The organism is Kordia jejudonensis, assembly GCF_001005315.1.
Lineage (GTDB): Bacteria > Bacteroidota > Bacteroidia > Flavobacteriales > Flavobacteriaceae > Kordia > Kordia jejudonensis.
Window position 1 is genome coordinate 25,185 of record NZ_LBMG01000010.1, and the last position, 12,866, is coordinate 38,050.

The following is a 12,866-nucleotide window of genomic DNA, read 5'->3' on the forward strand; positions in this document are numbered from 1 at the left end:
CTATTATGAAAACATTACAACATATAGGATTGAGTTTACTATTAGTAGGACTCGCCATTTTTACCATACTTCCATTTGTAGGTTCATACGAACTGAACGCTGAAAAATTTGACGAAATTGTCAAAAACAAAGGCATTAAAAGCGAATTGTTTATTGAAGATTTAAAAGCAACCACAGTTGACAAAGAATTTTCAAATCCGTTTTCTTTTTCATCAAACATTACAACTGCCATTGCTGACGCGAATGAAAAACACAAAGCAAATAGCGAGTGGGACAAAGTAATTTGGAATAAACCACACAGTTTTTCATACGAAATTGCCAAAGATGTCGGTTCAGGACCTGTAAAGGAACATAAAGGATTGTTTTGGTTTTTAACCTTCGGTTTGGGAATAATTGGTGCTTTACTCTTCATCATTCCACAACTCTACTTGAAACCAATTCCTGGAATTAAAAACAATGGAATTTGGCTCAATGCTTCCACCAATAGAGGTTGGATCGCTTGGTTTGTCTTTGTGTTCCTTGTCGGATTTTACATTTTGCTCTACTTCTACCCTGATTATATTGTGAACTGGACTTATTTGGTAGATCCGATAAGTCAAAGTATCAGCGGCAATTTGGCAAGTCAATGGTTTTTATACGGATTCCTATATTGTACAGTAATGACGGTAATGGCAATTCGTATGTATATAAAATATCGTCATAATAAATATCAAATGCTACGAACGACTTCGGTATTGTTCTTTCAAATTGTATTTGCATTCTTGATTCCAGAAATAATGGTAAGTTTTGAAATGCCTTGGTACGATTTTAAAAATGCGTTTCCACTAGATTATGATTTCTTTTTCCAATGGAACTTGAAAGAATTAATCAATAGTGGCGCTATCGGAATTTTTATCCTTGTTTGGGGAATTTTATTAACGATCGTCGTCGTGCCTGTCATGGTGTATTTCTTTGGAAAACGTTGGTACTGTTCATGGGTTTGTGGTTGTGGTGGATTGGCAGAAACACTCGGAGATCCGTACCGACAATTATCAGACAAATCCTTAAGATCATGGCAAGTAGAACGTTGGTTGATTCATGGCGTGTTGGTTTTTGCCATCATAATGACAGGAATGACTTTGTACGCCTATTTTACGGGAGCAGATATGATATTAGGAATCAAAACACAAACCGTTCAAGATACGTACGGATTCTTAATCGGATCTATCTTTGCGGGCGTTATCGGAACAGGATTCTACCCAATTTTCGGAAACAGAGTTTGGTGTCGTTTCGGTTGCCCGTTAGCTGCTTATTTGGGAATTGTACAACGTTTCAAATCGAAATTTAGAATTACAACGAATGGCGGACAATGTATTTCTTGTGGAAACTGTTCTACGTATTGCGAACAAGGAATTGACGTGAGAGCGTATGCACAAAAAGGACAAAATATTGTGCGATCATCATGTGTTGGTTGTGGAATTTGTAGTGCCGTTTGCCCAAGAGGAGTTTTAAAATTAGAAAATGGAAGCGACGACGGAGCAACACGTCACAAAGTTCCTGAAGTTATGTTAGGAAACGATGTTGATTTGTTTCAAATGTTGGAGGATAATAAGTAATGAGAAATTAGTATTGAGATAGAACTTTCATTCCGCACTTATTGCAGAATCCAAGAACTATTAATATAGATTCCTGCCTGCGCAGGAATGACAAAATTATAGAATAAGAATTATGAAACACCTATTAATCATTATATGTTTCTGCGTCACATTCAGCGTAAGCGGACAAAAAAAATATCATAAAAGTTATTACGACAACGGACAATTGAAGGAAGAAGGTTGGATGAAAAATAATATCAAAACCAACTATTGGAAGTTTTATTACGAAAATGGTGTTGTGCAAAAAGAAGGTAGTTTCAAAAATGGGAAACCAAACAAATATTGGTACTTTTATCGCGAAAATAAAACGAAGCTACGCGAAGGACATTATGTGAAAGGTGTAAAAAGTAAATGGTGGCTTTTTTATGATGAAAATGAAAAAGTAAATCATAAATGCCAATTGAAAAACAATCAAAAAAATGGATACTGTTTACGATATAAAAATGAAGAACTCGTAAGCGCTGAAAAGTATAAAAACGGCAAAAAAATTGGCGAGTGGACAGATTTGAAGAGTTTTAAAAAAGAAAATAGTGTTTGGGATTTGAGGTAGATTGGTTTTTTGGTTTTGGGTCTTGGGTCTTGGGTTTTCAACAAAACGTCAGTTCGAATGTCCTGAACTTGATTTAGGATCTATCGAAAACTCCTTTTAAAACTAGAAATACCAAAAAAAAACTAAAACTGAGAAGATGTGTCATTCAGCACTTGATGCGGAATCCACTTTGAATTAAATATAGATTCCTGCCTGCACAGGAATGACAAAACAGAAGTAAAATAATATGATTATAAAAGTCATTATTCCTGCATACAATGAAGAGGATTCTATTGCGAATGTGATACAGGAAATACCAAAAAATGTAACGGAAGTTATTGTGGTCAGCAATAATTCAACAGATAATACTGAACTAAATGCACAAACGGCTGGTGCAACAGTTTTAAAAGAACCCCAAAAAGGCTATGGATATGCTTGTTTAAAAGGAATGGAATACATTGCTAATCAACATGTAAAACCTGATATTTTAGTGTTTTTGGATGGCGATTATTCCGATTATCCAGAAGAATTGACAAAAATAGTTGCCCCAATTATTGAAGATGATATCGATTTTGTTATTGGTTCAAGAGTAAAAAAATTACGCGAAGACGGTTCCATGACACCACAACAAGTCTTCGGAAACTGGCTTGCTACCTTTTTGATGAAACTATTTTTTGGCGCTAAATTTACAGACTTAGGTCCATTTAGAGCTATAAAATACCAGAAGCTTTTACAGTTGCAAATGGAAGACAAAACTTATGGCTGGACGGTAGAAATGCAGCTCAAAGCATTGAAACAGAAATTATCATACACAGAAGTTCCTGTAAAATATAAGAAGAGAATTGGCGTCTCAAAAGTTTCAGGAACCGTAAAAGGTACTATATTTGCTGGCGTAAAAATTTTAGGTTGGATTTTTAAATATAGTTTTAAATAGATGGAATTTGATGCAGAGTTTTTTAAACTAGCGTTGTCTTTTTTTATAATGGCAATATATTCAATTGCGCTGATACTGATTTTAATGTACAGTTTGGCACAGTTGAACTTGTTAGTCAATTACTTGAAAGCAAAAAAGAATGAAGATACATGCCCAAAGTTTGATTTAAACAATCCAAATGAAGTTCCGTATGTAACTATTCAGCTTCCTGTGTACAACGAATTGTATGTTATGGAACGTTTGCTCGATAATATTGCTGAAATCGATTATCCAACCGAGAAACTTGAAATTCAAGTGTTAGACGATTCCACAGATGAATCCGTACTTTCTACAGCTGAAAAAATTAACGAACTCAAAGCAAAAGGACTTGATATTTTACACATTCGTCGTGAAGATCGTACAGGTTTTAAAGCTGGTGCATTGAAAGAAGGCTTAGTTGACGCCAAAGGAGAATTCATTGCTATTTTTGATGCTGATTTCTTGCCGAAAAAAGATTGGCTCAAACAAACGATTCCGTATTTTAAAGATGAAGAAATCGGCGTGGTACAAACACGTTGGGGACATATAAACCGCGATTATTCATTGTTAACCAAGATTCAGGCATTCGCGCTCGACGCACATTTTACGCTAGAACAAGTAGGGAGAAATTCTAAAGGACATTTTATCAACTTTAATGGAACTGCCGGAATTTGGCGTAAAACCTGCATTATTGACGCGGGAAACTGGGAAGGCGACACCTTAACCGAAGATTTAGATTTGAGTTACCGCGCACAGTTGAAAAACTGGAAGTTTAAGTATTTAGAAGATGTAGAAACGCCTGCCGAATTGCCTGTAGTGATTAGTGCGGCACGTTCGCAACAATTCCGCTGGAATAAAGGTGGCGCAGAGAATTTCCGAAAAATGATAAAGCGAGTTATTTTTTCAAAAAACATCTCTTTTAAAACAAAAATTCACGGAATTTTACACTTACTCAATAGTACCATGTTTTTAAATGTGTTGATTGTTGGCGTGTTGAGCATTCCCATGTTATACATCAAAAACACCTACGGACATTTAGAAATTTACTTTACCATTTCAAGTTTCTTTATCATTAGTACCATCATATTTTTCGTGTGTTTTTGGTTTCCATACAAACGCGTACAAGGTGGCGGTTTCCTAAATTTTATAGATTATATAAAGATGTTTTTTACTTTTTTTTCTGTAGCGATGGGATTTTCCGTTCACAACTCAGTTGCCGTGTTGGAAGGTCATATGGGAAAACGAAGTGAATTTGTACGAACACCAAAATTCAACATTAAAACGTTGAAAGATTCTTGGAAAAACAACAAATACATCAAAAAGAAAATTTCAACAAATACGATTATTGAAGCGTTTTTAATGATCTATTTTTTGTTCGGAATGTACAGCGCATATCCGTTAAATGACTTCGGATTATTTCCGTTTCACTTAATGTTATTCTTAGGCTTTGCCTTTGTGTTTTTTAATTCGATTCGTTCCAAAGTGTGATTGCTTCCGCAGCGAAATATCACAAAATTTCCATTGTACTTGTGCTTCTCAGCGCCTTTGTATACTACTACATTGGCTATCCATTAATTCGAACTGATGTTACCATTTTAATTTCGGTATACAGTATTGCTTTTCTAAGTTTTCTTGGATTGATTACGTTAGAAAAGTCCAATTTTATGTTCCTTACGGGAATTGCCATTGTGCTGAGATTGGTTTTTGCAGGAAGTATTCCAAACTTATCACAAGATTTTTACCGTTTTATTTGGGATGGAAGAATGCTCATTGCTGGCTGGAATCCGTATTTGTACTTGCCAAACGATTTGATGGCTTCTGGAACGGCACCAATCGCGGAAGCGCAAGAATTATTTGACGGAATGGGCAATTTGAGTGCTTCACATTACACCAATTATCCGCCTATAAATCAATTGTGTTTTGCAATTGCTGGTTTCTTTTCAGGAAAAAGCATCCTAGGTTCCGTTGTCATTTTACGAATGATCATCATTGCAGCAGACATTGGAACGCTGTATTTCGGCAAGAAATTATTGGAACGCTTAAATATTCCTATCAAAAATATTTGGTTGTACATTCTGAATCCGTTTATTATTATTGAACTTACAGGAAATCTACATTTTGAAGGTGTTATGATTTTCTTTTTAGTTTGGAGTTTGTATTTGTTACACAAAGGATTTTGGAAATGGGCAGCCGTTGTATTGGCATTATCCATTTCTGTAAAATTGATTCCGCTGATTTTTCTACCGCTATTTTTTCAATGGTTTACCAAGCATACAGTTTCAGAATTCTCTAAAAATACTTTTTCAACCATTTGGAAAGGAATATTACAATTGCTTGTTTTTTACGCAATTGTCATCGGCACCATTGTCGTTTTATTTTTACCGTTTCTTTCTCAACAATTTATTGAAAACTATCAAGCGACTGTTGGATTGTGGTTTCAAAATTTCGAATTCAACGCAAGTATATATTACATTGTACGCTGGATTGGTTATCAAATGGTAGGTTGGAATATGATTGCTACTATTGGTAAAATTATACCAATTATCGTATTGCTTTTCGTTATCGGAATCAGTCTATTTCGAAATAATACAAGTTTTCAAAAAACGATTACGGCCTTCCTTTTTGGGCTTTCGTTTTACTTTTTTACGACGACAACCATGCATCCTTGGTATTTGGCAACTTTGCTTGTGTTGAGTGTTTTTACCAATTATCGTTTTACGGTTGTTTGGTCATTTATGATCATTTTTAGTTATACCGCATATAGAAATGAAGGTTATGCAGAAAATTTAGCGTTTGTAGCATTTGAATATGTCGTTGTATATGGTTTTATAGTGTACGAAATTTGGAATCAGACGAAGAAAAAACCACTACTTTCTTCTTAAATCGCTGATTTTCTTCACTTTTTTTCAGTAATTTTATAGTGAAACCAATATTTTATTTTGTTATGAAAATAGTACGACTGTTACCAATAGCCTTTTTATTCATGTTTAGTGCTTCATTATTTGCACAAATTAGTGGCGCACCGAGAGAGTTTGAAAGTACGTCACAGATTTATGATAAACTCCGAGATTTTTTAAATCAAAAAGAAAAAGATCCGTATGAAATTGATTGGGATAATGTAAAAGGAAGTCCGTATTTGTATGAAAAATATAAAGTAGGAACATTTTTTATTGGAGATAAATCGTATGGACAATTAATGGTGAGATTTAACACTTATAGTGATGAAATTGAACTACTTACTGAAGATGGAGAAGAAACTGGCGCATTGAGAAAAGTAGAAAATTCTAGAGTTGAATTTGGAAATGAAACTTTAAAATTATTCAAATATAATACTGAAGAAGGATACGAAGAAGAAGGTTATTTTTTGGTATTGAGTGAACAGGAAAATATTTCTTTATTACTCCGAAAAAAATGTGTGTTTTCTCCTAATGAGAAGGCATTAACAGCAAATCAGGCAGATAGAGCGGCAAAATTTACACAATACGATCGCTATTATATTGTGAAAGATGGTGCCAAACCAGTACAAGTTGATCCAAAAAAGAAAGCTATTTTGAAGTTATTTCCAGCTAAGAAAGAGGAAATTAAAAAATATATAAAGTCTGAAAATTTAAAATTAAAAAGACAAGAAGATTTTGCGAAATTGATAACCTATTTAGCGTCTATTTAGCAAAAGATACGACATCCTATAACAAAAATCCGTTTCAAATGTTTTGCACAGAAAGTAACGGATTTTTTGTTTTTTTAGATCAAACCTAAATCTTTTGCATTAGCTATTAAATGCACAGCATTGTTGGCTTTGAAGTAAATTTTAAGCTTACTTACACGCTTTTCTATGGTACTTAAGCTATTTGGCGAAATGCTGCGTTCGCGTAAATCTTCTGCAATTTCATCTTGATTCATTCCTTGAGAAAGTAATTTTAGCAATCCAATGTCGTAATCATCGATTTCCATATTCTTTTTATTGCTCAACGCTATTTTTACTTCAGGAGAAAGATGCGTTTTTCCATTTGAAACGGCTTTGATAGCTTTGATTAGTTCTTTTAAACTTTTACGACCTTTACACACATACGCATCAATTTTATGCTTGTTGAAAAGTCTACGTACACGTTGTAGTTTATCTTCCACGGAATATACAATTACTTTAATGTCTGGTTGATCTTCTTTTATTTTTATGAGTAACTCTTCTCCAGAAGTTAATTGTTGTTTTCTGTGATCTTCTTTAAAAGATAAATCTGTGATTAACAATTGGTACGGCGCATTGTCTTTGCGAGCTTTTCTGGCTTTTAGATCAGCATCATCACAATACTGAGCTTGGTCAATTGTAGCGATTTCCAATTCGGAAAGTGCAGTTAGGACACCTGTATTGATGTCATCCATATCTTCGGCAATTAATACTTTAGTAAACATAGGCAATCTATCATAATGGAACATTGATATTAAACTTACATCCTTGATGAAATTCTGTATCAAAAGTAAGTTTTCCTTTAATTGCATGAATACGGTTTTCCGCATTCTTAAGTCCTCCCTTGGAAATTTTTTCTGAAAAACCATCTCCATTATCCGAAAATTGAATCAATAATTCTTTTTTCTTTTTTTCTATAGAAACCGCCACAAGCGTAGCATTGCTGTGCTTTTTCGTATTGGTCAACAATTCTTGCAGTACTCGATATAAGGTAATTTTGACATGTGAAGAAATTCCGTTCCAAATAGTTTCATCATAGCGTTTTAGAATCACATTTACGGTATCAGATTGGTAACTAGTAAACAAATTGATCAATTCATCAGGGAATTCTTTACCAGTTTCTACACTTCTATTTTGCTTAGAAATATCGCGTGCATTGTGATAAATCATTTCTAATTTGTCCAATACATTTTCTTTATCTGGATCAGATGTTTCTAATTTTGCCAACAAATTATGAATATCATTGGCGAGTTCGTCGTGTACTTTCGCAGAAATACGTACTTCTGTATTGTGAACTGTTTTTACTTTTTCAATTTTATGACGACGTTTTATTTTTTGGTAGATGAAGTAGGTTGCTATAATTAGTATAAGCAGCGTAAGCAATAAAAGTAAATTACCTGCTTTTGTTTTTTCAGCAGCTCTACTTGTTTCTAGTTCTTTCCGTTCTGCCGCAAGTCTTTTCTTTTCTGAGGAATCAAAGTCAAATTTCACATTCGCAATCAAACTCTGCATTGTATACTCTTTTTGCTTAATTCTTTTTCTTATGTTTTGATATTCATGAAAATCACTAACATTGAAACTAATATCCATTCTTGTTGCTAATGCTTCACTTACTGCATTTTTATTTTCTAATCCTCTAGCATAAAAAATAGATTCATTAATATATTCAATAGCTTTAGGTTTGTTGTATTCTTTATATAACTGCGCTAATTTTAAATAAATTGAATGTAAACCCGATTTATATCCTAACTTTTTATTAACAGCTAAAGATTTCATTAATAATGAATTAGAATTCTCATTATATCCCTTTTGCTTATAAATAGCATGTGCTAAATTCCCATTAATACGTGCTATTTGTTGTTCAGACAGTTTGTCTCTTTTATTTACTAATAAATCTTCGTAAACTTTTATTGCCTCATCATATAATTCTTTTTCTTTAAGAATATTTGCCTTTGTATTATTGTAGTCAATTAAAGTTTTTAATTTTATTTTTTTAATAACTTCTGGAGCTTTCACTAAATTTAATGCTTGATTTATTCTATGTTCCGCGGTAGCTAAATCTCCCTGCTCTTTTGCAGAAACAGCAATGCTATAGTAAAGCTTACTTTTGAGTATATATTCAGAAGTATTTTCAATATATTTTAATCCTTCTAATGCTGATGACTGACTTTCTCCAAAACTTCCTATTTTTTTTTCAAGTTCAGATATAGCCAAGAGCGTATTAGCAACTTCTTTTGCATCTCCAATTTTTAGAAATAATTCTTTTGAAGAGGTATAGTTTTTATAGGCTAATTCAAAATTCCCGATACTTTTCTTAATAAAGCCTTTACGATGTAAAGCCTTCGCCATTCCAAAACTATCTTTCATTTTTCCAGAAAATGCATAATATTTGTCTGAATATGCAAATGCAGAATCATACATTTTTTGATTTTCATAAAGATGAGATAGACTAGAATACTCAAATTGTATAGAAATTGAGTCTTTTAATTTAAGTGCTTCTTTAAGTGCTTTCTTTTGGAATAAAACGGCTTTTTGATATTCTCTTTTCTTTAAATATATAGCCGCAGAATCTTCATGCTGAATGATAATAGGCGCAAACACAGGCTTTTCAGTAGTTACTTTATCATCACAAGAGACAAAAAAGGTCATTCCTAATACAAATAAAAAGAAGGATGTCACTGGTAGTAGTTTCATCCTTCTAAAATAGTAAAAATATCATTACAATTATGATCCGTCTCCCTTTGTTGGTGGATCTCCTCCATCAGAGACTTCTCCATCATCGCCTTCGGTTGCTTGTTGTTCAAATTGTATTTCGTCCTCTGCAATTGAGGTCGGTGTGCAAGAAAATATTGCCGCATTGAGGAAAACCGTAAGTATTATTAAGCTGAATTTTTTCATTTTGTTAGAATTAAAATTGGACATAAGTGTTGCTGTCCGAGAAATACTCAGGTATTCATGTGCAGCAACGCATCGAAATAGAAAAGGCGCCGTTTTCTTGTGTTTTGGGAAGTGTAGAGACAATAACAAATAGAGTAGCTACTTCCAGGAGCCGTCCTATTGCTTCTTATCTCAAGAATAAACCGAGTATAATGCAGGAGATCAAGTTGATTAAAACCTCAGTTTGAGAAATATTTCTGAAGCAAATTAACTGAGGATTTGCTGGAATTAATGGAAGGTTTAGGGAAGAGTTTGGGAAAGTTTAGGGAAAGTTATTTCCCTGTATTTTTCTATGTAATTCTAATTGACGCTTTGTTAAAAAAAGAAACCTAAAACTACAAATCATGCATAGAGAATTAGTATTAAGTGCTTTTAAGAAAGCAAGAGAAGAAGCAAAAACAGCAACTGGTGTAAATATGTCAGTTACCGCATTAGCTAAAAAAATTTCAGATTATATGTTGGAAGAATGTCGATTTCAATATCATGAAAAAAGCCTGCGAAATAAGTATAATTTAGCGTTGAAAGCTACTGAAAATCTAGAGCTGAAAAGCGCTGTAGCCAACTGTCTTTGTTGCTATTTGGGCTATAAAAATTATGAAGAGTTTGTAATTAAAAATGATGTACAAGCAGAAACGTTCTCAGTAACGGAACATAAAATTAGTGCTCCTGTAAAGACCGCAAAAACAGTAAAACCCGAACCAACTTCTTTTGGAGAAAAATTGAAAATTGTAATTCATAAAAATAAGGTAACACTCATTTTCTGTTCGCTTATTTTTTTACTCTATTTTGGGTTGTATGCAGTTAATCGGCAACGGTGGATGATTTGGAATGATACTCATTATGTAGAAGTACCTTTTGACGTAGATAAGTACGGAATGAAAAATTTAAAGCTCTACAAACATGAACGGATTAAGGGTTTTCAAAAAGTAACACCTGATTGTAATTACACTTTTTTTAATCCTGATGGAAGTGAAAATTTATGGTATCAAAAGTCTGTAAGTGGACAATTAGAGTTTTTTAGTTCATTTGGATTACATCCCGAAACTGGAAAGACATTGAAAAAAATAACTCCATATATGATTCGAAAGTATATTTGTGAATCGTTTTAAACTAAAAAAACCTCCCAAAATTGAGAGGCTTTCCTTTATAAGTTTTTTAAATTTATGACTTCCTGAGCTGTCAAATGTCGCCAATTACTTCGCGGTAAATCTTTCTTCGTTAATCCCGCAAAAACTACTCTATCTAACCGAGCAACAGTATACGACAAATGTTCAAAAATAGCTTTTACCAATCCATTACTTCCTGTGCTGAGCTTGATGCCAACTTCACGTTTTGAAGCACCTTGAATCCAAGAAATTTCATCAACTTCATACACATCTCCTCGAATATTGACACCATCTTTTATTTTGTTGAAATCTGCTTGACTCAAATTTCTATCCAACTCTACATGGTATATTTTACGAACTTTCTGATTCGGATCTGTCAATTTTCTTGCCAACTCACCATCATTGGTAAACAACAGCAAACCGGTTGATTGACGCTCTAAACGTCCTACAGGTACAATTCTAGATTTTGTAGCGGCTGCCACCAAATCCATCACTGTTTTACGATCTTTTTCGTCCTTTGTAGTCACTAAGAAACCTTTTGGTTTGTTGAGTAATACATATTCTATTTTTTCAGGATTTATAATACGTCCATCAAAACGAACTTCATCAGTCAACTGAACTTTATAACCCATTTCTGTGATTACTTTTCCATTAACCGTTACGCTTCCGATAGAAATATGCATATCTGCTTCACGACGTGAGCAAATACCTGAATTTGAAATATACTTGTTTAAACGAATTTCATTCGGATTGCTTGATGATTTCGCTTTTGGAGCTGTTGATTTCTTTCTGTAATTTGGCTTTTTTAGATCAAAAGGCTTCTTTCCTTGAAAAGATTGTTTTTCCTCAGAAGTTTTGTTTTTCTTGAAAGGCTTTTTTCCTCCAGGATCTTTACTGCCTGACTTCGCTTTGCTCTTTCCGTGTCTTTCTTTTGCCATTGTACTTAATGCTATAAATTTTGCGCAAAGATACTTTTTAATTTATGATAAACGAATCTAAGTTCAATTATTCGTTTTATAGTATTAGAAAAGATAATGCATTCAGCATCAACTACTAAACGAATCGTTAATTTTAATTGTACGTTGACGTTCTCTGTTTAGAGTCAATTGTGTCACATCTGGGCGCGAATAATGTCCGACAGCATCAAAGTTTTGTCGTTCTTCTAAAACGAGATTAAAATCGAGCGTAGCAATAATTAAACCTTCTTTGTGCAATACTGGCGGAATTAACCATTCGCCATCAGGACTTGCAATACACGATCCTCCATTTGCGAGTTCGTCAGGTACATTGTTCAATATTTCGTCTACATGCGGAATATTGGAAGGAATATCACTTTTACGCATCAAACTAGACACAGAAATTACGTAGGAACGTGATTCGCGGGCTATAAATCGTGTAATATCTTTGGTATTAGCTTCGCTTCCTGGCCAGACTGCAATGTGCAAATTTTCGCCCATTCCATACAAAGCTGCTCTTGGTAACGGCATCCAGTTTTCCCAACAATTGAGTCCGCCAACGGTAAAATCTTTTAATGGATGCACTCGCAAACCATTTCCATCACCGCTTGCCCACGTGAGTCGTTCTTCATACGTTGGCATTAGTTTTCTGTGCATCGATTCAATGCTTCCTGCTTGATTTATGTATGCCAACGAACAGTAAATACTGTGCCCACCACGATCTGCTGCGCGTTCCATTAAACCTAAATAAATAGCAATGTTATGCTCTTTAGCCAAATTGCAAACTGCATCTAAATCGCCTTTTTCTACTTGAATTGAATTTTGCACATAATGACGATGAATTTCTTTCTGCGTCGTTGAATTGAATGCAGCGCCGTTGGTATTAGCAACCCAAAACGGATAGCCTGGCAATAGTGCTTCTCCAAAAACGATAAGTTCACAATTTTGTTGACTTGCGTCAAGAATTTGCTGTTTTATTTTGTCTAATGTTTTTGATTTATCTAACCAAACTGGAGCAATTTGCGCTAAGGCAACTTTTAATTCATGTGAAGATGACATAGATTTATTTT

The 12,866-nt window shown here is 34.0% G+C and carries 12 protein-coding genes; 7 read left to right on the forward strand and 5 right to left on the reverse strand.

Features of this window, described 5'->3' with window-relative positions:
• The first annotated feature begins 5 nt into the window (after positions 1-5).
• From AA089_RS07245 to AA089_RS07270, 6 genes are all read left to right on the forward strand, one after another.
• Positions 6-1,595, forward strand: a complete 1,590-nt coding sequence (locus AA089_RS07245; protein ID WP_046756270.1) for a 4Fe-4S binding protein — start codon at positions 6-8, stop codon at positions 1,593-1,595.
• Between the two features lie 112 nt (positions 1,596-1,707).
• Positions 1,708-2,184 (forward strand): toxin-antitoxin system YwqK family antitoxin, encoded by a 477-nt coding sequence (locus AA089_RS07250; protein ID WP_046756271.1) that lies wholly within the window; start codon positions 1,708-1,710, stop codon positions 2,182-2,184.
• A gap of 226 nt (positions 2,185-2,410) precedes the next feature.
• The gene (locus AA089_RS07255) at positions 2,411-3,097 is read left to right on the forward strand and encodes a glycosyltransferase family 2 protein (RefSeq protein WP_046756272.1); all 687 of its coding nucleotides are present in this window, start codon (positions 2,411-2,413) and stop codon (positions 3,095-3,097) included.
• Positions 3,098-4,603: a cellulose synthase family protein gene (locus tag AA089_RS07260; RefSeq protein WP_046756273.1), complete on the forward strand. Its 1,506-nt coding sequence runs from the start codon at positions 3,098-3,100 to the stop codon at positions 4,601-4,603.
• Complete coding sequence (locus AA089_RS07265) at positions 4,600-5,997, forward strand: mannosyltransferase (RefSeq protein ID WP_046756274.1); 1,398 nt, start codon at positions 4,600-4,602, stop codon at positions 5,995-5,997. The genes AA089_RS07260 and AA089_RS07265 overlap by 4 nt, the downstream gene beginning before the upstream one ends.
• Positions 5,998-6,059: 62 nt before the next feature.
• The gene (locus AA089_RS07270) at positions 6,060-6,782 is read left to right on the forward strand and encodes a hypothetical protein (RefSeq protein WP_156168940.1); all 723 of its coding nucleotides are present in this window, start codon (positions 6,060-6,062) and stop codon (positions 6,780-6,782) included.
• A gap of 74 nt (positions 6,783-6,856) precedes the next feature.
• Here AA089_RS07270 and AA089_RS07275 read toward each other — a convergent pair whose 3' ends face one another.
• Genes AA089_RS07275 through AA089_RS07285 form a run of 3 tightly spaced genes read right to left on the reverse strand, consistent with a single transcriptional unit; the run spans position 6,857 to position 9,695 of the window.
• The gene (locus AA089_RS07275; protein WP_046756379.1) at positions 6,857-7,522 is read right to left on the reverse strand and encodes a helix-turn-helix domain-containing protein; all 666 of its coding nucleotides are present in this window, start codon (positions 7,520-7,522) and stop codon (positions 6,857-6,859) included.
• A gap of 10 nt (positions 7,523-7,532) precedes the next feature.
• Positions 7,533-9,491 carry a tetratricopeptide repeat-containing sensor histidine kinase gene (locus AA089_RS07280; RefSeq protein WP_156168941.1) on the reverse strand — a complete coding sequence of 653 codons (1,959 nt, stop codon included), beginning with the start codon at positions 9,489-9,491 and terminating at the stop codon, positions 7,533-7,535.
• A gap of 30 nt (positions 9,492-9,521) precedes the next feature.
• Complete coding sequence (locus tag AA089_RS07285; RefSeq protein ID WP_156168942.1) at positions 9,522-9,695, reverse strand: hypothetical protein; 174 nt, start codon at positions 9,693-9,695, stop codon at positions 9,522-9,524.
• Positions 9,696-10,078: 383 nt separating this feature from the next.
• On the opposite strand from AA089_RS07285, the gene AA089_RS07290 reads away from it, so the two are divergent.
• Entirely contained in the window at positions 10,079-10,843 is a 765-nt protein-coding gene (locus AA089_RS07290) for a hypothetical protein (protein WP_046756278.1), read from the forward strand.
• Positions 10,844-10,878: 35 nt separating this feature from the next.
• Here the strand turns inward: AA089_RS07290 and AA089_RS07295 are convergent, their stop codons facing one another.
• Both AA089_RS07295 and AA089_RS07300 read right to left on the reverse strand, forming a co-directional pair.
• On the reverse strand, positions 10,879-11,778 hold the full coding sequence (locus AA089_RS07295) for a pseudouridine synthase (protein ID WP_046756279.1): 900 nt from the start codon (positions 11,776-11,778) through the stop codon (positions 10,879-10,881).
• A gap of 108 nt (positions 11,779-11,886) precedes the next feature.
• Positions 11,887-12,855 (reverse strand): carbon-nitrogen hydrolase family protein, encoded by a 969-nt coding sequence (locus AA089_RS07300; RefSeq protein WP_046756280.1) that lies wholly within the window; start codon positions 12,853-12,855, stop codon positions 11,887-11,889.
• Positions 12,856-12,866: the final 11 nt, after the last annotated feature.